General features: G+C 53.5%; 19 protein-coding genes. All 19 read right to left on the reverse strand.

Annotated elements, in window-relative coordinates; genetic code table 11:
- Positions 1-15: 15 nt before the first annotated feature.
- The 19 genes from CPA50_RS10250 to tagH all read right to left on the reverse strand — a co-directional run bounded on the left by CPA50_RS10250 (position 16) and on the right by tagH (position 23,981).
- Positions 16-1,911 carry a type VI secretion system Vgr family protein gene (locus CPA50_RS10250; protein ID WP_096782434.1) on the reverse strand — a complete coding sequence of 632 codons (1,896 nt, stop codon included), beginning with the start codon at positions 1,909-1,911 and terminating at the stop codon, positions 16-18.
- 84 nt (positions 1,912-1,995) lie between these two features.
- A complete protein-coding gene (locus CPA50_RS10255; protein ID WP_096782435.1) occupies positions 1,996-2,475 on the reverse strand; it encodes an Hcp family type VI secretion system effector in 480 nt (159 codons plus the stop codon).
- 156 nt (positions 2,476-2,631) lie between these two features.
- Positions 2,632-3,123 (reverse strand): hypothetical protein, encoded by a 492-nt coding sequence (locus CPA50_RS10260; RefSeq protein ID WP_096782436.1) that lies wholly within the window; start codon positions 3,121-3,123, stop codon positions 2,632-2,634.
- Positions 3,124-3,144: 21 nt separating this feature from the next.
- Positions 3,145-5,721: a type VI secretion system ATPase TssH gene (tssH, locus tag CPA50_RS10265; RefSeq protein WP_227519637.1), complete on the reverse strand. Its 2,577-nt coding sequence runs from the start codon at positions 5,719-5,721 to the stop codon at positions 3,145-3,147.
- A gap of 13 nt (positions 5,722-5,734) precedes the next feature.
- Positions 5,735-6,700: a type VI secretion system baseplate subunit TssG gene (tssG, locus tag CPA50_RS10270; RefSeq protein WP_096782438.1), complete on the reverse strand. Its 966-nt coding sequence runs from the start codon at positions 6,698-6,700 to the stop codon at positions 5,735-5,737.
- Positions 6,700-8,514 (reverse strand): type VI secretion system baseplate subunit TssF, encoded by a 1,815-nt coding sequence (gene tssF / locus CPA50_RS10275; RefSeq protein WP_096782439.1) that lies wholly within the window; start codon positions 8,512-8,514, stop codon positions 6,700-6,702. The genes tssG and tssF overlap by 1 nt, the downstream gene beginning before the upstream one ends.
- Entirely contained in the window at positions 8,514-8,975 is a 462-nt protein-coding gene (gene tssE, locus CPA50_RS10280) for a type VI secretion system baseplate subunit TssE (RefSeq protein WP_096782440.1), read from the reverse strand. Before tssE ends, tssF begins: the two co-directional genes overlap by 1 nt.
- Entirely contained in the window at positions 8,965-9,762 is a 798-nt protein-coding gene (locus CPA50_RS10285; RefSeq protein ID WP_096782441.1) for a type VI secretion system accessory protein TagJ, read from the reverse strand. The genes tssE and CPA50_RS10285 overlap by 11 nt, the downstream gene beginning before the upstream one ends.
- Before the next feature lie 40 nt (positions 9,763-9,802).
- Positions 9,803-11,323: a type VI secretion system contractile sheath large subunit gene (tssC, locus tag CPA50_RS10290; RefSeq protein ID WP_179397205.1), complete on the reverse strand. Its 1,521-nt coding sequence runs from the start codon at positions 11,321-11,323 to the stop codon at positions 9,803-9,805.
- 41 nt (positions 11,324-11,364) lie between these two features.
- Entirely contained in the window at positions 11,365-12,861 is a 1,497-nt protein-coding gene (tssC, locus tag CPA50_RS10295) for a type VI secretion system contractile sheath large subunit (protein WP_096782443.1), read from the reverse strand.
- Entirely contained in the window at positions 12,858-13,367 is a 510-nt protein-coding gene (tssB, locus tag CPA50_RS10300) for a type VI secretion system contractile sheath small subunit (protein ID WP_096782444.1), read from the reverse strand. The genes tssC (CPA50_RS10295) and tssB overlap by 4 nt, the downstream gene beginning before the upstream one ends.
- Positions 13,368-13,409: 42 nt before the next feature.
- Positions 13,410-14,555: a type VI secretion system protein TssA gene (gene tssA / locus CPA50_RS10305; RefSeq protein WP_096782445.1), complete on the reverse strand. Its 1,146-nt coding sequence runs from the start codon at positions 14,553-14,555 to the stop codon at positions 13,410-13,412.
- Between the two features lie 15 nt (positions 14,556-14,570).
- Positions 14,571-15,356, reverse strand: coding sequence for a PP2C family protein-serine/threonine phosphatase (locus CPA50_RS10310; protein WP_096782446.1), 786 nt, complete (start codon positions 15,354-15,356; stop codon positions 14,571-14,573).
- A gap of 1 nt (position 15,357) precedes the next feature.
- Complete coding sequence (gene tagF, locus CPA50_RS10315) at positions 15,358-16,035, reverse strand: type VI secretion system-associated protein TagF (RefSeq protein WP_096782447.1); 678 nt, start codon at positions 16,033-16,035, stop codon at positions 15,358-15,360.
- 16 nt (positions 16,036-16,051) lie between these two features.
- Complete coding sequence (gene tssM / locus CPA50_RS10320) at positions 16,052-19,561, reverse strand: type VI secretion system membrane subunit TssM (protein WP_096782448.1); 3,510 nt, start codon at positions 19,559-19,561, stop codon at positions 16,052-16,054.
- Positions 19,562-19,578: 17 nt separating this feature from the next.
- Positions 19,579-20,883: a type VI secretion system protein TssL, long form gene (tssL, locus tag CPA50_RS10325; protein ID WP_096782449.1), complete on the reverse strand. Its 1,305-nt coding sequence runs from the start codon at positions 20,881-20,883 to the stop codon at positions 19,579-19,581.
- A 30-nt stretch (positions 20,884-20,913) separates the two neighbouring features.
- Positions 20,914-22,236, reverse strand: coding sequence for a type VI secretion system baseplate subunit TssK (gene tssK / locus CPA50_RS10330; protein WP_096782450.1), 1,323 nt, complete (start codon positions 22,234-22,236; stop codon positions 20,914-20,916).
- 51 nt (positions 22,237-22,287) lie between these two features.
- Positions 22,288-22,752: a type VI secretion system lipoprotein TssJ gene (gene tssJ / locus CPA50_RS10335; RefSeq protein ID WP_096782451.1), complete on the reverse strand. Its 465-nt coding sequence runs from the start codon at positions 22,750-22,752 to the stop codon at positions 22,288-22,290.
- Positions 22,749-23,981, reverse strand: coding sequence for a type VI secretion system-associated FHA domain protein TagH (gene tagH, locus CPA50_RS10340; RefSeq protein WP_096782452.1), 1,233 nt, complete (start codon positions 23,979-23,981; stop codon positions 22,749-22,751). The genes tssJ and tagH overlap by 4 nt, the downstream gene beginning before the upstream one ends.
- Positions 23,982-24,033 lie beyond the last annotated feature (52 nt).

A 24,033-nucleotide genomic window follows, 5' to 3' on the forward strand; every position in this document is an offset into this window, starting at 1 on the left:
CGCAAGGCCCGTGGATTAGTTAAGGCTTATCTTCGCGGCTTTCATATCAATAGTGACACCTTCTACGCTGATGCTGGTCCCCTTGATGGATATTGCGCCAGAGGCCTCCATCGTCAGGCTTGCCGCACCCGTTTTCAGGGTAATACTCTGGCCGGCATCAATCGTTATGGTTTTCCCCGCAGTGGTAGCCTGAGCACCTGTGATATCCACCGTCTGGTTGTTTTTGACCGCCAGGGTGTCGTTGTTTCCAACCGTCGTGGTCCGGTCATTTTTGATGTCATCCGTCTGGTCGTTCTTGACGATCAGCGTGTCATCATTACCGATTGTTGTGGTGCGGTCGTTCTCAACCTCATCCGTCTGGTCGTGTTCAACCGTCAACGTGTGATCTTTTTCGGCGTGCATCAGCAAGAGTTCTTTGCCGATGGTGTCGTCGAAACTGATTTCGTTGTAGTTGGCACCGCTGCCTTTGGTGGTAGACCGGCTTTTAAGGCCTGAAATATTCTTTTTGGATAAGGGTTCATACGGCATTTTGTTTTTGCCGTTATAAACAGAGCCGGTAATCAGCGGCAGGTCCGGATCACCACTGAGGAACTCAACGAGCACCTCCTGGCCTTCCCGGGGGATAAACTGTGCACCCCAATTCTCGCCTGCCCAGGATTGAGCCACTCGAATCCAGCAGGAACTTTTCTGATCGTACTGGCCCTCGCGATCCCAATGAAACTGGACTTTGATGCGGCCGTGTTCATCCACGTAGATTTCTTCACCTGGGGCACAGGTAACGGTTGCCGTTTGCAAGCCGGGAACCATTGGCTTAGGCAGTTTTCGGGGCACATAAGGTGCTTTTGTTGGTATGCACCGGAAGCTATTGGTGTAAAAAAAGTTGCCCATAGAGGGCTGATTGTCCGCGTTCAGCGGCACCGAAGCTTCAATCGCCACTTCTGTGATCACAAATTCATTGTGCGGCGGAATCTCGTCTTCATGCTCTTTAAAGGAGAATGTCAGGCCAACCCCAAAAGAGCGATAATCGGATACAGCCCGATAACTCTCGGATTCCTGAGCAATGCCTTTCAGGTGCAGGGCGGCAAGGTTGGCGCCATCCTTGATAGGTCGATCTTCACCGAAATATCCAAACAACTCACGGGAGCCAAATGGTCCCCCGGGTACCTGTTCACTACTGGTAGCCTTGACCTTCTGTTTGGGGGTTTCGAAATCGAAACCATGCTCGATGATGGAATTTGCTGTCGCCTTAAAACCGGCGTACCAGCTGGAAATATGCGCCACACCCGTTGGTCTGGAACAGAATACGACAGAACCCTCAACAGCCTTTGACCAGGCCTTTTCATGATCAGTAATGACCATAGTGTGAGAGCCACTGGAATGCTCAAAATGGAAGCACAGACCTTCGTGAGCCAGTAACCGGCAAACAAAGTCCCAGTCGGTTTCATTGTACTGAACGCAATAACGGTAGGTATAAAGCCCTTTTTTCAGCTTCCAGCTGAATGCGACCCCATGCTCCCCGAGGATTGTCTCAACAATTTTCTTAACGGTTTTATCCTGGAAGATCCGGCAGTTGGTGCGATTGGCTGCAGACCAGGCCTTAGGTACGATAATGGCTTCGTAACGCTGACCATCACTGTTGTGCAGAGGCTTCCCCAGCTCCCACATACTGAGAAAGTGACCATGGAAGTGCTTTTCACCACCGCCATCTTTTGACCCGACCTTCAGGGTGACTGTTACCCCCTCGCCAATATGCTTCTTCATATCAGCAATCCGTTGATTAGCGGTGAACCCGACCCGCACCTCAAACAGGCGTGACATGCCTTCGCGCACTTTCAGCCGCTCCAATACCAGAGCGTCTTTACCGAGAGAGCTGTGAATCTGAAGAAAATGATGCTGCTTTTCCTTGCCCATGAATCGCCGCGCCTTCCTGGTTTCGGTGAACAAAAAGAGCAGAGGAAACCCAAAGGGCTTCCTCTGTTAGTCCTGAGCCTGTTATCAGAACTGCTGACCTTTAACACCGCTGTAGCCGTATACTTTCGGCCCAGTGATGCTGTTTTTGTCATCAGTCGGAGTAACAGTCATCATCATTTCGGTGTAGGAAACAGTGATGGACTCAACCGGACGATCACCGGAAACAGAGACAGAGTAGTTGGAGATCATGGCGTCGGTCAGTTCGATCTTCATGATTTCTTCAACTGCGTCACCCTGCTTGGTCACGTAGAAGGTCGCTTTTTTACCTTTACCAACTGTAGCTTCCTTGAACAGATCCGTAGAAGCATTGTCCTGCAGCTTAGTGAATGTAATATCGCCAAGGCGGGTCGCAGAAGCTTCACGGTCCATAGCGGTACCGGTGTAAGAAGAAATCTCCCGGTGAATGTTAAAGTCCATGGTCAGAACAGTGATCATATCCTTGAACTGTTCTGCAGTGGTTTCACCCTTAATACCTTCGTAATCCAGGTAGGTATTCGCTTGCATGTGTATCTCCTTGCTTTTTAAGTTACGTCCTGTAACGAGGACATGGTTACCCTGATTCTGACACAGGGTCAGAACCTCGGATTCTTGGGTTTGTGTCCAGCTTTTAGATAGCGATACAAAGAGAGAAGACCAGAGGCATACTGCCTGGCCCTGATGCTATGCACGTCGTTTCGGGCACACGGCTGCGCCCGTAAATTCCGACGGTAAATTGAGGTAATCAACTGAAACATACCCCAGCTTCCAGCTTCCCTGCTCTCTTCCAAACTCCATCTTTATAACAGCTGGTCGATCAAATCGATCAAATCCATTAAGCGTTAAGCAACCGAAGTTACCGTCCCGCAATTCAAAATGTTCCTTTTTCTTAACCAAAATACCAGGCAAATCCGCCAGGATCGGGAAATAATCAGGAAATTCCGAGAACCTTTCTATACCCCGAGTACCCATGGACTGGGTTATCAGATTATTCAATATATAAGCATAATCCCGAGCCTCAATTCTATATGTATATTCAATGTACGTATCATATAGAGTGACCGGCTTACTATGGGATGCACATCCACTTAAAAATAGTAACAGGAGTAGCGAAATTTTAAACGGTGCAGCTAACAAAAATCGAAATTCTTTTTGACACAACACCGTTATTTTCATGATGCTTCCCCTGCCCACTCGTCAACTACCGATATTGAACTGGTTATCATCAAACGTTATTCGCAGCTCTTTCAGCGGTTTGTCATTTGCTATCGCATTAAGCAGCACATCTGAAAGCCTTGTCAGTATCTCACGTTGAATAACCTGCTGAATATTTCGGGCGCCGGTACTCGCCTGGTGGCCGCTACCTGCAATGCGCTCTATAACTCCGTCGCTATATTCAAGCGTAATACCATGCTGTGTCTGAACCCGCTTGCACACTCTCTCCAGCTGCATTCGAGTAATTGTCCGCAACTGCTCGTCTCCCAGAGGCCGATAAGGCAATACCACCGTTCGCCCCAAAAAGGCGGGCTTGAAGATAGCCAGCAGGTCGTTCCATATAGCATCCTTTAATGCTTCAGGCTCTGGCGCAGTCAGCTCATCCACATATAGATCAGAAATATGTTCCGAGGCTGCGTTTGATGTCATCAGCATCACTGTATTCCGGAAATCGACATCACGCCCTTCACCATCTCGCAAAGAACCCTTATCAAACACCTGATAAAAAATGTCCTGAACGCCAGGGTGAGCCTTTTCCATCTCATCAAGCAAGATCACGCTATAGGGTTTGCGGCGGACGGCTTCAGTCAGCACACCACCTTCGCCATACCCAACGTAGCCTGGTGGCGAGCCAACCAGCTGGGACACTTTATGTTCTTCCTTGAACTCCGACATATTGATAACAGTCATGTTGGATTCACTACCATAGACCTGTTCAGCCAATGCCATGGCGGTCTCGGTTTTACCCACACCGCTGGGGCCAACCAGCAGAAATACGCCCAAGGGCTTCTTCTCATCAGCCAGCTCGGCCCGGGCAACCTGAATGGTGCGTGCTATGTCATCCAAAGCATGGTCCTGGCCCGTGACTCTGGTTTTGAGGGTCGAAGCCAGATTCAATATCCCTGCAACCTCATCGGACTGCATCCGGCCAAAGGGGATACCAGTCCAGTCAGACAGCACCTCAGATACCAGTTGCGTATCCACCTGCCAATGCACCATGACTTGCTCGCGCTCACCAAGGCTGTCCCGTATTTCATTCAAGCGCTGCTTGCCCTCATGGGTTTCGTCTTCCAGTAAAGCCTTGCTGATTGCAGCGGCCTCCTGAACAAGGGCCTTTTCGTCTGCCCACTCACCCTCCAGCTGAGCCAGAGATTCACCGGCTACATGGAGGCGGGTTTGCAGTGTATCTTGCCGTTCGCCATGATCAACGCCTAGCCGGGATTCGCGGGACAACAGCGCCAACTCCTGCTCCAGCCCCGTTACCTCTGCCCTTGCCCGTTCCACAGAAGCCGGCACACTCGCCTGACTCATTGCCACCCGGGCGCACGCGGTGTCGAGCAAGGCTACCGCTTTATCCGGTAGTTGGCGGCTCGCCAGAAACCGGGTTGTAAGCACTACCGCTGTTTTCAACGCGTCATCTGCAATCGCCACCCCATGGTGCGCTTCAAGCGTTGGTACCAGCCCACGAAGGATCTGAATAGCCGTTGCCTCATCAGGCTCATCCACCTTCACGACCTGGAAGCGGCGGGTAAGCGCCGCATCCTTTTCAAAAAACTTTCGATACTCAGCCCAGGTTGTAGCGGCAATGGTGCGCAATTCTCCGCGTGCCAGTGCTGGCTTGAGCAGATTGGCAGCATCATTCTGTCCGGCCTGGCCACCTGCGCCCACCATGTTATGAGCTTCATCAATGAACAGAATGATCGGTTGCTCGGAACTTTTAACTTCTTCGATAACGCCCTTCAGGCGATTTTCGAACTCCCCCTTTACGCCTGCGCCAGCCTGCAATAAAGCAAGGTCCAGGGTTAAGAGGCGTGCCGGCTTCAGCACATCCGGTACATTACCTTCGGCAATCCGCCGTGCCAGCCCCTCAACAACCGCGGTCTTGCCGACTCCGGCCTCACCCGTAAGTATCGGGTTGTTCTGACGCCGACGAGTCAGAATATCAATCACCTGGCGGATTTCATCGTCCCGGCCAATGACCGGATCCAGCTCCCCTGCGTTTGCCTGAGCTGTAAGGTCGATGGTGTATTTGGCAAGATGCTGTTCTTTCCCGGCCCGCGCTTTGGCCGGCTGCGGCGAAGTAGCTACCTCCTGCGCAAGCGTTGCGCGAATACCTGGCCATTCGGCAAGCAAACGCGCAGGATCGATCCCGTTAAGTTCACTTGCGTGCCGTGTTACCAAAGCCGCCATGGAAGAATCGCTCAACATGCTGTACAGCATAGTGGCACCGCGCATCTCGGGTTCATCGAACTCGATCGAAGTGTCTAGCCAGCACTGACGGAACAGGTCTACTAGTCTGGGGGCGAGGCTGGGTGTTGCACCACTGCCAGTCCTGAAAGTCTCCAGCCCACTATCAAGCTGAGCGTCCAGACGCGCGGTGTCCAGGTTGAAGTACCGCAGTACGCCTGTAAGATCCGGGTCTTCATTGCGGATCATGCTCTTAAGCAGATGCTCGGGTTCAACCGTATGGTGTGTCCGCTGGAAGCAAAGACCTACGGCCGTTTCCAGAGATTCCTTTCCCGCGTCATTGAGTTTCTCGACTAGGGATTTGAGTGTCATTGCAGACATGAATTCAGTCCTTTCCTTGGCTTGGTTTGAAACTGACCTCGACCACTTTCACTGACTCGGGCCGGGCTCCAATAAAACTATCAGCACCAAGCCGACCGTGACGCCCCAGCACAGTGTGGGTCAGGTGAGCAGCGCGGGCTGACAAACGATAACGAACACGCATCTGGCCACTGACCAGTTGTTGAGCTACCTGTGATACGGTCTTGCTATATACGCCGCCGGGGAGAACAGAGACAAGCTGCTCCCGGGACTTCGGGCTAAAAACGACATCCAGCCCTTTATCTGCCATCCATACCCGGCTCCCCAGCACAGCACAGCCGAGCGTGGCATGCTGGCCCTCAGGCTGCTTCATGCCAGGGAGGACAGATTGATCCTCCCTGGCCAGAGGAGCCCACTCCCCCCTTAGCGTACGCACTTCCACACTCATACCGACTATGTCTTCCAGAACGGAGCGCAACGTACTGGCAGAGCGTGCGCGGCGCGCGAATGCTGCGCCGTAGTACAATTGCCAGTTCTGTTCGCAACCGGTCAGGGATTGCAGAATTCGTGAGAAAATATCGGGTTCAGGCCGCTCCTGGTGCACCGATGGCTGTGTTTTCTCCCAGCTTCGATAAAACAGTGAAATCAGTCGGTGATTAAACAGATCGAGAAAGTCCCGGGTAGCAGGAGATCTCTCTCTCACCTGCTCAAGCACCCGCTCTGTAAAACAAGCAGGCAATGCACCCCGAGCTCCCGTCAGACCCATGAGATCTGTCATCATTTCATGCAGAACGGTGCCATCGTCCTCCCGGCTGGTTTCGACACGGACAAGATCCTGCCCTGCAAACCCAAGGTTCTGACTGGAGCGGAAACGGACCACCTCCTTGTTTGGCCACCCATCATGACCAACTCGATGGTAGCCAGACTGGTTGTTGATTAACTGGCGCTCCGCTTTCCAGACGGCCTTGAACAACGTGGTGGAAGTTGCCATTACAACAGCTCTCTCTCGCCGGCCCGGGCAGGCCAAAGGTAATAATCGCGGTGGTGCCCCTCCAATCGAATCCGAACCCGGGTAAACGTATTGATCTGTGCAAACTGGGCAAAAAACCGGTCAAGAATAGCCGAGAACAGATAGATACTGGTGCCCGCATAGTTTGATCGGGAAAAGGTTATACAAATCTCTGTGCCCTGGCATATACCGCTATGGACGCCTTTGCCAACGCGGGCAGCAATGCGACGGGTTTTTACCTGTTCTATCCCCTCTATCAGCGCTTCGGTTTCCGGGGTATGCCTGACATCATGCAGGCGCAGCACTGCTTTCAGGCGACTCAGCGCGTCACTCCCGGTGAAGTGTTCAAGGTTCAACTGCTGAACAAACTCCCACCTGGCTCCGTCTGACAGGTCCACTCGGGTAGTCGGTGTTGGCGGCACTAAAGCTACTGCTTCCTCAACTAGCGGCTCACCAATTGCCCGAAAGCGAGGCTCTCCGCCACCAAAAGGCAGGCGCTCTGGAATATTCCGGTTGCAGCACCAGGCATTGACCATCAGGATCTCGCCTTGAGGCAAGTCTTCAAGTACACGGCGGTTGAAACGACGATCGACCAGAGTCAGACATGTTTCAAATCCCGGTTCATACTGACCGCCAGCCCAACTCGCTTCGCGTCTTTCCAGATGCCAGAACACGTCCAGACCAGACTGCCAACGAGGATGGCCCATGCCATAGAAAGGTGCCATTTCGCGAACGTTTTCGTTTTCCACCAGACTGGCAGACTCCACACTGACAACCTCATATGTGTCAGCACCACGGAACCGGGAAATCAACCGATGTTCATGATTGGAATCGTCATTGCTTACCGGTTCCAGAATTTCGTCAAACAGGTTAACGGCAGGCACACACCAAAGCCTCATATGCTCCGGAATGAAGCTCTTTTCCTGTTCTCCGGAGGCCTCGCCCAGATACACATACAGGTCAACTTCTTCATGCTCGGGCCAAAAGCCGTCAAGCCCCGTAAATTCAGCAAACAGAAACTTCTCCTGAAATTGAAAGAACTCTGTCAGCAGCCGAAAGCCATCAAAACTCCGCTTGCTGTAGGGAACCAATGCATCGTCGGCCTCAAACCCCGGTGCATTGATATGTTGAACGCTGAAGAAACGCAGTTGCCGGGTATCAGTAGTGGGAGCAATCGCGAAGCCAATGCCTGAGCGGTGGATAAGATCATAGAGTTCGTTGCTCAGGTGAGTCTGGCCATGCAGATAGAACCTCAGCGATGGCAGATTTATCTCGCTGAACGGCAAAGGCGACCTGAGCCGGAGCTTGATCACACTACGGGCACCTTCTGACCCCAATGGTCTTGGGGCATCGAAGGGCGCATTCTCAAACGCTGCAGTTACAACCTCTACCGGCGCCAGGTATTGACTTGCCGGTGACCGGAACTCACAGGGCGGCAAACCCTCTACAGTCGTTTCATAACGCTGCTGTTTATCCAAAGCTGCGCAATGAGTCTGTGATGTACCGGCTTTTAGCTGGATCACCGTCATTGATGGAATCGGGGCCAGATAATCAGGGAACAGATTCCCCATCAGGATATCCGTCAGCTCCGGAAAATGGTTATCCAGCCGCCGCCGGATCTGGGCGGTCATAAATGCGACCCCCTCCAGCAACCGTGAGACATGAGGATCCTCTACGGATTCATCACTGACACGCAGATTACCCGCCACTTTGGGGTAGGTTTTGGCAAACTCAGCTCCCTGCCGCCGCAGGTAGGCAAGTTCACGGTTGTAGTACTGAAGGAGCTCATCACTCATCAGGCACACTCCTGAAGTGTCATGGAGAGATTTACTGGCTCAAGATCGGAACGGAATGCCACCGGCTCAGGCACCGGGTCAACCAGCAGAATGGCATCAATCCTCAGTCTCATGGTGCGATCAAGGGGCGTATCACCCTCTTCAGCAATCACTTCGATGCGTGTCAGCCTTGGTTCGAACCGCACAATGGTTTGCCGCACCTCCTCGCACAGCCATTGCCGGGCCTCTTCTGTTCCCAGGTCCATCACCGTAAAGTCAGGCAAGCCGTAGCCAAGTACCGACTGTTTGAGCTCCCGCAGCTCAGGCGGAAGCACCAGCCACGATCGCCTTGTATTCAGGAGCGCTTCAAGATCCCGGCGGACGGACTGACGAATGGTCATCACCGTCGCTTTGGCGCTATGATCTGCCGCCAACCGGTCCAGCAGATTCATTTGAAGGCGTACATTACGATCAGTCGGCATAAACTGCTGCTACTCGCTCTGCCCGTTTCACATCCGCCAGCCCAACAGCCTCGTCACCTACAAGAAACTGCTTGAGCCCCCTGCCGGTTACCAGTCCGCCAGAGTGGGTGTGCCACTCGGTCACACGCCCCAGCCATTCAGCATCGGTGTGACTATCGGAATACACCAGAGGAACAAACACCTCCCCCTGCTTACCAGACACCAGTTCAACATCCGCCCGGCGCCATATCAGTTCAACCGGAGAGGTCGGTGGATGAAAATCGATGGACTCAATCTCAGACCAGCGCCAAAGATAGAACTTACCTTCAGCACTCAAGGCCTCCAGAAAATCACACAAGCTATCGTCACAGTCACGTATGTCCCCACTTACGTCACCAAGTCGGAACTCAGACGCTGGTCTTTGTTGCTCCAGACTGGTAGCTGCAGCCTCGGCTGCCGCATAATCCTGCTCATTCAACGCAACTCTCAGCGCCAGAACTGACTGGAGGTTTGGGCTTTCACACACTACTGAGTCCTCCGCCAGCTTGCCTTGGTGGAAATCCAGCCGGGCCTGTTGTGCCCGGATGAGCTGGCGAAGGTTCGCTGCACCGGCCAACCACTCCGGGTGGTGACGGGCAAGCGAGCCCAGCATGTCATCCGCGCGCGCAAGGTCACCCGCCACACACAAGAGCTCAATCAGAGAAGCCCGCAACTCTGCCGCAGCAGGCTGCGCCTTTACCTGTTGCTGAACTTCTTCGATAGCCTGAGCCAGATTTCCGCCCGCCAAATGCTGCTTGATGACATCCATTTCCTACTCCTCCGTTCGAATTTAAAACTGGGCGGTCGGCTCAGTGGCCATCCACCGGTGTCAGCTCGGTAACCAGCCGTAAACCACTTACCAGCTGATCAAGCTGGAAATGGGGTTGTAGATGTATGATCGAATAGTATTTCCCTGGCTCTCCCGCCCGCGCTTTTACCGTCACCCGCGCATCACGTAGCGGGAACTTCGTCCGCAGGCCGTCGGATGCATTTTCGGTTGACATGGTATAGCCGTGAATCCAGCGTTGCAGTTGGGCTTCGCACTCTTCCGGCGTCCGGTATCCACCTATGCGGTCACGCCCCATAACCTTCAGATAGTGCGCAAATCTTGAAACACACAGTATGTAATGCAGCATCGAGGAGAGCCGGGCGCTGACATCCGCCGCTGTTGTCTCATGCCGCTCGGGCTGCTGTATTGAGGGTACAGAGTGGAACACGAGCATAGGCGTGTTCGGCAAGGGCACTAAAGGCAGGAAACCCTCTTCCGCCAGAGCCTTTTCCATACGGTCACTGATCTGCCAATCCACAGCCTGACGTGTGGGAAACAGTTGGCCCGACGGATTGATTTCTGCAATCTCAGGCATGTTATCAACGGTGCCATGAGCAACAAGCCCCGGCCGAAAGCCACGGATCTGGGAGAACCAGCCCGACTCGCAGAACGCACGTATAGCAACTGTTCCAAAAGCAAAGCAGGCAGGGCCCCAAAGGTAGTCCCTATCTGTAATCTGCCGATGCTCCAGAAAGCCAAATGCTTCGGCCCCCTCACCTAACTCCCGGTGAGGCGGTCGCATCAACATTCTTGGAACAGCTAACCCGAGAAAACGGGAGTCTTCAGTATCCCGCAGGGAGCGCCAGGCGCTCAGTTCGACCTGGGAAAAGTGGCTTTCCAGATCTCGCACACCCGTGAGCTCTGCGTAATGATCCACACCAAAAAAGCTTGGTGCAGCATTGAGAATCAATGGCGCGAATGCCGCCGCAGCCACCTGAGACAGCTCCCGAAGTGTCTCCAGATTTGCGACACCTCCCTGAGTCCGGTGGCTGATACTGTAGGTGCCCAAAAGCAGGCCGAAAGGCTCTCCTCCCGGGCTGCCGAATTCTTCGGAATAGATTTTGGCAAACAGTTTGGACTGATCAAATTCAATAGCCCGCGCAAAGTCTGCAGAAACGATGTCCCAAGACGCATCCAGCACTTTGATCTTGACCTGGTCCTGCTGCGCATCCTGCGCAGCCTGCTCAACAAGAAGGCTGACTCCGCGCCAGTGAGCTTCAAGATCTTTAAGGTCCTGATGGTGAAGTATGGCATTAAGCTGAGCATTGATAAGCCGGTCGAGACGCAGAATATGATCAGCCAGTACTGCCCGAATCTGGTCCCGCGTCCACCCCTTGCGCCCAGGATACTGACTCAGAAACAGCATCAGCGCTTGCTGATCATCCGTCTCTGCAATCATTCGCTCCAACAGCCCTCTGCGCCGCATAGGTGCAGAGGTGCTGCCAGCAGCTTGACGGCGGGTGATGTAATCCTGCTCGACAAATGACAATGCTGAGCTCATGCCTACTCCAAGGTTTCCCGGAGCCTCCCCGGGAGGCCTCATCAGTTACCGATTTCCGGAATCTTGGCGACGAGCCGCAAAGATGTGGTCAACTCTTCCATCTGCAACCATGGGCGCAACCAGGCAATGGCGTTGTAGGAACCAGGGCTACCCGGAATCTCTCGCACCTGCACTTTTGCATCGGCCAACGGGAATTTTGCACGGATTTCCTGACCACCGCCTTCTGACGCATTGACATAGCCCATAATCCAGCGGTTCAGCCAGTTTTCTACATCATCCGCTTCCATGAACGAGCCAATCTTGTCACGAGCCATTACCTTCAGATAATGAGCAAACCGCGAAGTTGCCATCATGTAAGGCAGGCGCGCAGAGATTGCTGCGTTAGCAGTAGCATCAGGATTATCGTAGATCTTTGGCTTCTGGCAGGTTTGGGCACCGAAGAAAACGGCATAGTCAGTGTTTTTGTAATGGCACAAAGGCAGGAAGCCCAGCTTGCTCAGCTCTGCCTCACGCCGGTCGGTGATTCCGATTTCAGTCGGACACTTGAGGTCGGGATCTCCATCATCACTGCGGAAGATATGCGCAGGCAGACCTTCTACTTTACCGCCACCCTCGGCACCACGAATCGCTGTGCAGAAGCCGTATTTGGAGAATGCATTCGTCATACGGCTGCCAAGTACGTAAGAAGCGTTCATCCAGCAGTAATCGTCATGATCAGGCTTCACCGCCATGCCGGTTTCAGCATCCACTTCCAGCTCTTCAAATCCAAATTCTTCAACAGGCTTCGTAGCCTTGCCATAAGGCAGACGCGCCAGGACCCGGGGCATAGTCAGGGTAACAAAGCGGGAATCTTCACTCTCGCGGAACGAGCGCCACTTAGTGTATTCAAGCGATTCAAATACTTTCTCAAGATCCCGAGGTCTGGACAGCTCGGTCCAGTCATCAAAGCCGAACATGCCAGAGGATCCAGCCGACACAAACGGACAGAAACCTGCCGCTGCGACATTAGACATAAGGCTCAGGGTCTCGATGTCATTCGGGTGGCTATTAAATTCGTAATCCCCGATCATCATGCCGTATGGCTCACCACCTGGCGTGCCAAACTCGGACTCGTAGATTTTCTTGAAAATCTGACTCTGATCGAACTCAACCGCCTTCGACAAATCCTTGTGCAGTTCCTGCTTGCTCAGGTTAAGCACGCGGATTTTCAACATAGCACTGGTTTCAGAATTCATTACCAGATGGTGCATACCGCGCCATGAACCTTCCAGCTTCTGGAATTCTTCCTGGTGCAGAATTTCAGCAAGCTGGCCAGAGATCATCTGATCAAGGCGCGAAATTGCCTGATTGAAAGTAACGGCCAGGTTTTTATTCCAGGTCACCGTGCCTTTCATGGCCTCTTCGGTCAGAGTTCGAATCAGTTCCTCTGCACGACTGCTTTCCGTTTGCTTGGTAGCTCCAATAGCTTGTTCCAGCAAACTGACCGACCCAGTTTCTTGTTCCAGTACCGCTTCTTCGGTGCGTGTTTCAAGACTCATCCCTTGTCTCCCTCTGTGCTGCTCAGATCTGAGTTCAGTGCCTGAAGATCGTCTGCGTTGTTAAGCACTCGCTCCAGCAATTCTTCCAGCTCCTCGGAACGATCGACCTTGGTTAACAAATCACGTAATTTGTTGCGGGTTTCCATCAGGTTCCGCAAAGGCTCGACCTGATTCACAATCGCTGCCGGCTGGAAATCTTCCATCGAATTGAAGCCCAGCTCCACAGAGATCTGGGAGCCATCATCCGACAACTTGTTGTCGACTTTAAGCCTCAGGCTTGGGCTCATCCGACGCATAACTTCGTCAAAATTATCACGGTCAATCTGGATAAAACGCCTGTCTTTCAGCGATTTAATGTCTGAATTGTTATTGCCAGAAAAATCTCCCATCACACCGACTACAAAGGGCAGCTCTTTTTTTACCAGCGCTCCCTCTGTTTCCACATCGTATGTAATGTGTACCCGGGGTTTGCGAACCCGGGACAATTTGTTGTGGATGCTTTCCATATTGCTGTCTCCTTTTGAGCGTCACTGTTGGTTTGCCAGTGGTCATTCCTGCTGCTCGGGTGCAGGCACACCGGTTAGTTTAAAGAACCCATCCCGGGCTCCACTGTCAGATATCAGCTCCTCCATAAGTTCTGGCAATGACAGCTCGCTCCAGCGAACCGCCCGTAAAATCGCATAGGAAACCGGTGAGTGAGGTTCAGTCTTGAGAAAAAACTCTGACAGACTACGTAACTGCTCAAGCGCCTCTTTCCGGCTTTCAATAGCAACCCTGACCGAATCCGTGCGGCCAGAAACGATCGGCGCATCAGTACCACTGTTTTCACCCGGTGCATCTGAATCCACACTGGCATGCAACTCCTGTTGTTGCGCTTCCAGATACCGGTCAATGCGTTCTCCGGCATTGTGGTTGAGCATGATCAGGCAACGATCAAGAGCCTTTCCAATATTGGTAGTCGGCTGAGGATCACCCTCCATGGCCTGGTCCATGGCATCCGACAGTGCCCGGAACTCAGCCTGGGCACGCTCTAACGCGTGCCGGGTTTGCACCAACCGCTCCGTTGGTGTTGCCTGTACAGCTGTAGCCAGTAAGTCCGGAGACATGGCACCGCTACGTATTCTCGCTTCCGCTTTGGCGTCATCGAGGCGGGCCACTTCTGTCGCCTGTTCCGCGTGCCAGGCGGCGTAGCAGGTCACCCCGTCACCATCAAAGAACAAAGGCACCGAAATAATTGGCTTGATGAGAGTGCCTTCGCCATCCATACCGTTGAGGCCAACCAGTGGCGCTATCCGCGTATCCAGGCCTTCTTCGTCGGGCAACGGGTAGAGATTCTCCCAGTGCAGATCTATCAGTTCCCGTGCAAGCTGAAACCCTTCGGCGAGCCCTTCAAACCCTTTTTCCCTGCACAGGGCTTCAATCAACCAGGCAACATATTCGAGGTCTTTAGACCGGTTCGCCAATACCGATGGAATCTCATCGAGAAGCTGACGCCACTGCGGCATCTGCGGTGGTTCCTCACCGATGAGCACCTGGCGCTCTAGTGCTCTGGCCTGATTCCTGAGATCTTTCAGAGTAAAATAGGGCGACTCCGGCGAGGTATCCTCCCGAGTATCATCACCACAAGGCAGTTCCGGTGAAATTTCTGCAAGCACCGTCTCAAGCGGGAACAGGCGGCTGGCTTCATGTGTCATTGGCGTATCCACCTGTTAAAAATTCCACTGGCCCAGCGGAAATGTCGAATCTTTGGCGTTGTCTGCCAAACCGGTCAACCTCACAGGTGAATCAACCTGGACGATGATCGAGGTAATGTTGTCTCGGCAACCTTTCACCAGAGCCGCATGACGCAGGGCCTGATTGATATCGTCAATAGGCTCTTCCACAAGAAACTGTTCCAATTCCTCGCGCTCGAACTCACGACTGATACCGTCCGTACATAACAGAAAGCGGTCTCCGGGCAATACCTTGCCCTCTACACTGTCGATCGCCGGGTTTGTCTCTACTCCCAGTGCCCGTGTAATAACGTTGGCCAGTGGATGGGACTCTGCTTCTTCTTCCGAGAGAACTCCCTGCTCAACAAGGTCAGCCACCTGACTGTGGTCTTTAGACAATCGTTGCAGCCTGCTCTCTCTAAGGAGATAGGCCCGACTGTCACCGATCCACAAAATGTTATACCGGTCATCGGTGATCTTCAGTGCCACCATAGTTGAGCCCAGCGTTGCTCCGGGCAGCTGTTCATCGCCGTATTTCCGGATTCGTTGATTAGCGAGATAAATCGCCTGCTCAAGATCATCCACACTCATAGAGTTGCCATGCCGCTGCCGCTCTGAACAGACGGTATCGCATATCAAACGACTGGCTACTTCACCTGCCTGATGCCCGCCCATCCCATCAGCGACAACCCAAAGCCCGTCTTCGGGAAACGCCACATAGGCATCTTCGTTATGATCCCGAACGGCTCCGGTATGCGTAAACTGGGCTGATGAATAACGCATATCAGGAACCCTGCCCTATAAACTCTGCCTCCAGCCAGCCATGGTTATGCCATTGGCCGACCATCATCGAGGCGAACTGGCCAATCTTTGGCAGGCCATCTGTAAGCAGTGTTACCGGGTCTACAAAGGCCGAGCCCTGAGTCCACCAAATGGTTGTCCTGCGATCCTTTCGCAACATGGCTTCCAGCCAGTCTGTCTCGCTGCCGGATGAGACGAACATCAAATTGCCATCCCCTGCTGGCCACTGCATGCGTGCACTTGTGGGCTCAGGCGGCTCGATAGCGGACAGTTTCTGGCGCCAGACTTCTTCATGCCATCCATCTTCCAAAACATCCAGAATGCAGTTTTCCATAGAGGACGCCCACTCTGGCTGGCGCCAACCATCAAGCATCTGCCCGGAAAACTCGCGAACCACCAGAAAAGGGAAGTGGCGGCCCACGCGGTCAACTGAAGGAATGACCGTTCCCAATAAACCGGAATCGAGCATGCCACCGGGTGCTGAACAAAAATGCCAGATCGGTGATGTGAGGTAGGCATCCATCCATTGCCCTTCCAACTGATCCCTGCTGACAGCAAGCGAGGTCTGACACCACTCGAAGAAGAGATCTCTGACATCCGGACGAACATCCACCGTGATGAAATCTCCTCGCGCTGGCACCTTGCCCATATATCCCCACATGGTTTCGCCCCCTGGCCTACAAACGTGCCGGCAATGTAAAGTTCTCAATCAACCCGTCGGCGAAAGGATGCCGTACAGAGGCCGGCTCAATTCTCAATCGAGCCAGATAGTCACTCAGCATAATTTCCAGCGTGAGATCCCGCCCCTCACCACCAACACCGCCATAAGCAGCAAGCAGCCGGAACAGCCCCCATTCACCTTGAAACATCCTCTGAACAACCGCATCGGATGTGGAACCCGGGTTTACCGCAATGCGCACAACATCGTTACGGGTGCCCGGCCACTCAAAGTGGTGTTTTCTTGCCGGACCATGTCGGTAATCCATCTGGCTGCCTCCGGCTTCAAGTGAGAACTGGGTGACGCGATTGTCCAGGTACACAGGTTGCACGGCATAAGGCACTTTGAGATTTTTTGTACCATCCTCAAAGAATGCATTACGAATACGGTTAGCCCTTTGGAAAAAGCGCAGACTCTCTCTACGTATGTTGAGGTCTGTTGATAACCGCCAGGGATTTGAGGAGGTATCCACATGGCCTGCAAGATGTTCATTAAAAAAGGTATCGATAGTCCCACCGTGACCAAAGAACTGACTGAAATCAGCCAGACTCACTTCCTCAGTTGCGTTCGCATCAAGGGGGTAGAGACCGGCAATGGCCGACTGAAACTCCCTGTACACCTGATTGCGCCAAAGGCCATTTATCTTTTGCGTTGCAGAGGTTCGCACCAGGCCTTTGGATTCGCGTGCAAAATCTGAAACAACCGATTTCAGATGCGAGGACTGCGTGTTGCCAACTGTGGCGTAGAAACCAGTCACAGCGGCATTGAAATCTGCACGAGAGACGGTCTGAAACCTGTTCGCACCATCCGCCTGCTCAGAAAAATACTGAGACATCAGGCGGGTTTTACTCTGCAACGTCTGGAAGGTTTCTTCTTTGATGCTGTGTAAAACCTTAAAGGCATCGTCAACCATAGTGGTCTTGGGCTGCTCTTTTCCTGTGAGGGGCAGAATCCGGTTCAAACGGTCAAGCGCACGGCTTTTTCTGCCAGCCTCACGTATGGCTTGCCCTTTGGCTGCTTCCGCCGCTGATGAGCCTTCTGGATTTGTGGCCGCTAATTGTGTGTTGTAATTGACGGCAGACACCAACCGATTCAGTGGCGCATCCGGGCCACTGAGCAACCCTGTCAGGTAACGACCTTCCTCGGGACTTCCGAACGAACGGATTTTCAGATCAGACATCAGGGAATCCCAGGCATGGATGTAATCCCTGAAGTAATGGTCCTCAACCAGCGCTTTAATTCTGTCCTCATCCAGGTTGCGATACGCAGCTGAATCATCGCCATACACCCAGGAATCTTCGAGCAGGTGGCTGACAATCTGATCCCGCTCCGGCTCAAAAACACCGCGGTATCCTGCCTTGGTATATAGCGCCGGAATACCTTTATGTATGCTCTCACCGGACCGTCGCTCAAAAACCTCTGCAGCGACTGTGCCCAATACCATTGGCAGTCGAAACTCAGGAAGACCTGCTGCCTGAGCGTCCAACCGGATACGCTGATAAGCTCGCTCCGAGAGTGGCACTGATGTCAGCTCATTCCGTGCGACCTCCACAAGCCCCTGGGATACGCGCAGTGGCTGCTCAAGATCCAGGTAGTCTTCAAGGTGCTCCAGCATCGCGTCCCGATGGGGCCGGTTAATTTCTCCGGGCAAATGGTTTTCCATTAAATAGGCCAACCACAAAGCAACCTGATCACGATTGAACCGGCTACGATCTCCGAGCATCAGGTAACTTTTTAATGCTTCGTACAAATACTCCGGACTATCGAGGTGTAATCGAATATCTTCTTCCAAAGCGCCCTTCAGCGTTTTGGCAAGTCGGTATTGAAGAACCCGGCCATGCACGCCTCTGGCCCCCTGATACAGAGCCTGAATCTGGAAGTGGCCAAGCGACGATAACCCGTGGGTCTCAGGAATCTCATTGCCACCGGAAAGCCCCGCCGATTCGTTAAGCACAGTTTCCAGTATCAGCCACCGGGCATCGTCTGGAACTGTATTCAGCGTATCTGCCAACCCGTCTGTTCGCTCCGCGAAACCCGCAATAGCGTCTCTTGCACGCGCATAGTCGACATACCAGGTTGAAGCTAACCCCAGAGTGAGAACAGCCATCGCCGCAAAGGCGACACGGCGGATAACCATTCGCTGCCTAGCCTTGGCACTATCCGTCACCGCAAGCCCATGCTCGGAGAAAATTACCTGGTCAAACAGCTTCCTCTGGAAATATCCACCACTTGGCTGAGTGCTATGGTTTTTACCCGCCTTCGGAGACTTGAGCCGGAACTGTTGGTCGACAATGCCAGACACTTTGTCAAAGCCGGACTGACCCTGCTCTGAAGACACCATATAAACCCCCCTCAACAAGGGCACCTCTTCATAGGCCGAGGGGAAGAACACATCTTTGATCAGATTCCATAAGGGTGTTCTGAGCAGAGCCACTTGTTTGGGGAACTCATAAATCCGGCTGCGGGTATCCGGAGCCCGCTCCTGTTTCAAGCGATGCAACAAGAACCCGCTGAGCCGGTTTAGCAGCTGATCAAATTCCTGCTCGAATGCAATTGGCAACTTCTCTGGATCGGTTACCGCGCCCACATCAAACGTGACGCCGAGGACATCCTCTCTTTCCTGATCAGAGAGCATCCCGAAGGTATCAACAAATCCTTCCAGCAGATCAAACTTGGTGAGCATTACATAGACGGGGAAAACAACGCCCAGACGACTCCGTAGCTCCTGAACCCTTTGTTTTATCGCTCTGGCATGGATGGCTTGCTCTGTAGGCGTCTGCTCCAGCATATCGGCAACGCTGACAGCAACAATCACACCGTTAATTGGCTGGCGCGGTCGGTACTTTTTCAAAAGCCCCAGAAATGCATTCCAGCCTTTTGAGTCCCGCTTGTCGCCTGATTCCTGAGTGGTGTAACGACCTGCTGTGTCAATGATCACAGCACGGTTGGTGAACCACCAGTCACAGTATCGCGTTCCACCGACACCTTTGACCGAATCCAGCCCCATTTCACTCTTAAGAGGGAATTCCAGGCCTGAGTTGAGCAGCGCGGTGGATTTACCTGAACCTGGAGCACCGACAATCATGTACCAGGGCAACTGATATACCGAACTAAAACGACCAGATTTCCATTTCCGGACCAGAGCAAGGGCCTTGCGCATGTTGTTGCGCTGGGTTTCGAGCTCCTCCTGAAGCAGCTCATCTCCCTGATCGGTAGCCATCATTTCTTCAACAACTCGTTCGTTGTCGCGACGCTCACGCCGTGAGCGCCACAACTGAACGCCCAGGTAGAGAATGACAAGCGCCAACAGGAAGCTGACCCGGGAAAGCTCAGTTGCAAACGGCTTCCAGCCAGCGATGGCCAGCAGCGGGCCACCAAACCATACCAACACCGTAAGTGCGACAAACCCGAGAACAACAAAAAGTCCTCTCAGGGTTATCCGGGACCATATTCGGCGAATCCATGCCATGGGGTTACCTCACGTAATCAATCGTTCAGGGCTTCAGGAACCAGGCTGATTTCAACGCGCCGATTACGAGCACGATCCTCAGAGGTAGCGTTATCAAAACGAGGCTCCGTATCACCACGCCCCTCAGGCCACAACCTGCCTTGCAGGTTCGCCGAGCTGGCAAGTTCATCAGAAACAGCAGTCGCTCTGGCTAGTGATAAGTGCCAGTTAGAAGGATATTGGCTGGTAGCAATGGGCTGGCTATCAGTGTGCCCGGTTACCATGACAGTTCCCTCTGTCGACTCCAGAGCACGCGCTATCTTATTCATGAGCGGCAAAACATCTTCTCGCAGAACAGCTGCACCGGATTCAAACAGGGATTCATTTCCGATACTAAGCGTAATCCGACCGCCATCACTGTCGTTGAGTGTGACCAACCCCTTGTCAATCTCGGTCTGGAGCACCCGCCTCAGGTAGTCACCCTGCCCGGGCCCCACCTGACCGGTGGGCACTCTGACTTCCGGAACCGCCAGAGTAGCCATATTCGCCAATACAGGCTCCGCAATGGAATCCAGCCGCTGCGAAAAGGCCATATAGAAAACCAGCAATATCATCGAAGCGATCGCAGCGCCGACCCATACCGGCACACCTAGCGTAACCCCGGGGCCAGTAAGAACTTTCTGCTCCCAGGACTTCTCGAACGGCGTTCCCAAAGAACCTCGGGCGGCACATATTTCGTGGTACAGGCAGTCTCTCAGCGTATCCAGCTCCTCCTGCCCTCGCGCCTCAACGCGATATTTACCCTTAAAGCCCAGTGACAGGCACAGGTACTGAAGCATCAGGACATCTGTATTTGCGGTGCGTCTCGCTGCGGCAACCAGATCAAAAAAGTAGGCACCCGACCAGGTTTGGGAGTGAAACTCGGATAGCAGCGAATGTGCTGCCCAATGCCCGCTTTCACCCCAACTGCTGTTGAGCACGATTTCATCAATAAGGGCGCACACACAATAAGACGCTGTTTCGACTGTTTCCGGGGTAAGACCGTCAGCCTGGAGGCTGGTCTGGTACTCACGAACCAGCTCCACACACCGCCTGCGAAGTTCTGCAACATCATCAACCAGCTCTGCCGTCGGCAACCGTACCGCCAAAGAAAGCAGTTTCGACGCCTGGTCACAAACGGGGCCCAGCCGGGTCTGGGGTAACTTGAACCGACTAAAACCAGAAGCATTTTTTGCCGGAGTCGCTATAACAGTCTCATCTGCCGAGTAAGGCGCAGCCTGTGCCGCTGGGCCAGGCGCCTGGCGGGCGCCTGGCCGCGGTTTGAGGACGGTGCTGTCATTCATATAGCAATCCCTGCTTGAGTGGTATATCGACTATTGCCGGACGGCCCAGAGTTCAAGTTCGAGCCCTGGATAATTACCAGACACATGAACCGCCAACCCGCCGCTCTGCTTGAGGTGCTGCCAGCGTTCGCTTTTCCCATCCAGCAAGAAATAGTGATAGCCGGCATGATAAGGAATCTGCCGTGGCGCCACAGGCAGCGCACTTACCGGTATCCCTGGCAAATGGTTGTTGACGAGGTCGCGAATATGCTCCACAGCCCCGAGCTTGATCTGTGCTGGCAAACGCCGACGAATGTCTTCCGTTGGCAAATCCGCTTTAACGGCAAGCACAAACTGAGCAGTTTCCAACAGACTTCCATCAGGCAAAGGTGCAACACGGATGCCGTATTGAGCATTTTCCAGCTTCAACGCGATCGCGGTTTGCTCAAGAACGGTGCTAAGTGACTGGCTCAGCAACGCTGCCAAATCGCCAAAGGTTTCCGTCAGCTGTTCATGCCGGTACGGAGGCAAAGACGGCACCATCTTGTCTGCACGCGCAAAGAGTGCCAGCTCCCCAATCAATGTAATCGCCAGCTCGTAAAACCGCTCCGGGTGCACCTGAGGCGCACCTTTCAGGTGCTCCAACATAGGTTGCCAGCGATTCAGCGTTTGCAGCATCAACACATCAAACAGTGTTGATGACTGTTCCGCACCCTTCTGCATTCGCACCGCCAGCGCCTTGGCTCTTTGCTTGACCATGCCAAGAATCTCCCGCAGGAATGAAGCCAGAGGGGCAACAGCCGCCACATCCAGCACGGGCGGAATAAAGCTTCTATCAAGCTTTACCTCTTTCTCGTTCACCACCTCAACAATTCGGGCAACAGAAAGACAAACAAATCCAGACAAGTCATCACGCCCGAGCTTGAGACGGGGATTCAGGTGGGCCAGGCCTAAAAGCTCTTCCTCACCATCTTCCGACGAATCGTCCAGCAAGCGGTTCTCTTCAAAGCGATACCTGGCTCCCTGGGTAGAGCTATCTGCAGCAATATTGGTTCCCGAGAGCTTTTCCATGGGCAGTACCAGATGCACAAGTTCATCCCTGGCATCTGACGGAACCTCTAACACAAGCGCATCCGTTTGATCGAACGCGAAAGGCATGCCATCCGGGAGAATTCCTGTAGCTCTGACCAGCGACACCTGCCCAAGCGCAAGGGCCTGGGAGTCCAGTTCCAACTCTGAAATGCCGTATCCATGAACAGCGGTACGAGCATGTCGGCTGCGAGCCGACTGATACAAGAAACGATCCTGCTGTTGAAAATGCTGTGGCCGAAGCAGCATACCCTCAGACCAGGCAACCTTAGCTATTCGTTCCATGATGTCTAAAATCCATTGATATACATTTCAAACTGACCGCAGACGCTGGTGTCAGCGGCCCTCCCGGACAATCGCCCGGTTGTCTATGCTGATTCTCAGGTTTTCATAGCCCCGAGGGTCTGCTGCGAACGTCAGTTTCCACTCAGCATTCTCGATATCTCTGAAGGCACCCACAATGCCGATGTGCGTAGTATCCTTGTGCAATCGCATCTCATGGACCTGCCCGCGCGCGGGACGGATAATGGTCTCGGCATAACCGAGCAAATCTTCCCCGAGCAGCGCTTCCGCATCATCATAAATATCAAAGAATCCAGCATCCTTGAACTTGGCTGCGGACTTGAGCTCATAGATCCTCACTACCAACGGAGAGGATCGCCCACTCGCATCAGGGTTGATATTCCCGTGAGGGACAAAGTGCAGGTTGGTATAGGGCGTAACTACTGCGTTTGCGACAACGCAGCCACTCAAAGCTATTGCGGCCACCAGGACCATTACCCAGCGCATGGCGTAAATCATGTTTTGACACTCTCCTCTTTTTGGCCGACAGCCTGCTCGTAGGCATCCACAAATACATCGCTCCGGAGCATACTGTCGGTACTGCCATATACGTCCTGCTGCCAGGCACGATGACGCGCTATCGCTTCCAGCGTTTTACGACGGGCAAACAGCCCTGTGGCGTTCTTTGCACCAGCTACATCAGGCGTATCAATCAGAATATCCTGAACGACAGCCTCCACACCTTTAAGCAGCGCCTGCTCATGCGAGAAAATATCATCAAACGCTTTGTTGACAGCATCCACAGGCCCCAGATTGGCAGAGTGAGGCCGGATAAGAAGGCTGTCCAAAGCATCCTGAGGTGTAGCGGAAAATTTCAGAGGGTTATTCTCACTGCGCTGGAACAGTGTCTGTGCCACCCGCAGCTGCTGTTTCTGACGGGCCCGCATATGAATCATATCCAGCAGCCGCTCCAGGAGTACCCGGGTAAGCATTCCCAAATCCCGATAGAAGGTCGGTTGGGCGTCGTCCAGTTTTCCCGAAGGGAGCCCGAGCCCCTCTGCGAGAGCAGTCAACGCATCGAGCTGCTGAGCGGGGGCAGCAGGAGCACTTTCTCCATGGGCCGGAGATGGGGCCGGCATGTCTTGCGCTGCCGTAACATCATATGGCCGGCCGCCATCCTGCCCCCAGCGCCACTCGCCGGGAATAGCAGGTTCTTGCATTGGCACATGACTATCCGCCATAACCCTCTCACCAAGGCCCGCAGCCAGAAATTCTCCAAAAGCGTTTTCCTTTTCGGGTACGCCGTCTTTAAACCGGCTGCTTTCCAGAGGTGACTCAGAGTCTTTGGTTTGCAAGGGGACAGATTCTTCCGGATCGCTTGCCAATGAGCCCGGCAAACTGTGCTCAACCTGCTCCTTTGCCGGCGCAACGACAGAAGCCGCAACCTCGAAGTCACCAAGGCGCAGGCAATCTCCTGAGCTGATCACCACGGTGTTACCCCGGCCAATGGCCGAAGCGCCACCGTTAAGAAATACACCGTTGGTGGATATATCCGTGACAGTAAAATGACCATCAGAAAAGCGGATTTCAGCGTGCCGGGAGGAAAGGACTTTCAATGGATCGGGGAGGTGCCAGTCACAATCGGCGGACCGCCCAATAACAACAACATCGCCGGGCTCAACCTTCTTCCGGCAGATCACTGAGGGCGACAGTCTTTGATAGCTGGTGATTGTGAGCTCTAACAACATCTCTCGCTCTTTCCTTTGAGCCAAAATCTAGAAAGTAATGCCGTGACGACAC

The organism is Marinobacter sp. ANT_B65 (genome assembly GCF_002407605.1).
Taxonomy (GTDB): Bacteria; Pseudomonadota; Gammaproteobacteria; order Pseudomonadales; family Oleiphilaceae; genus Marinobacter.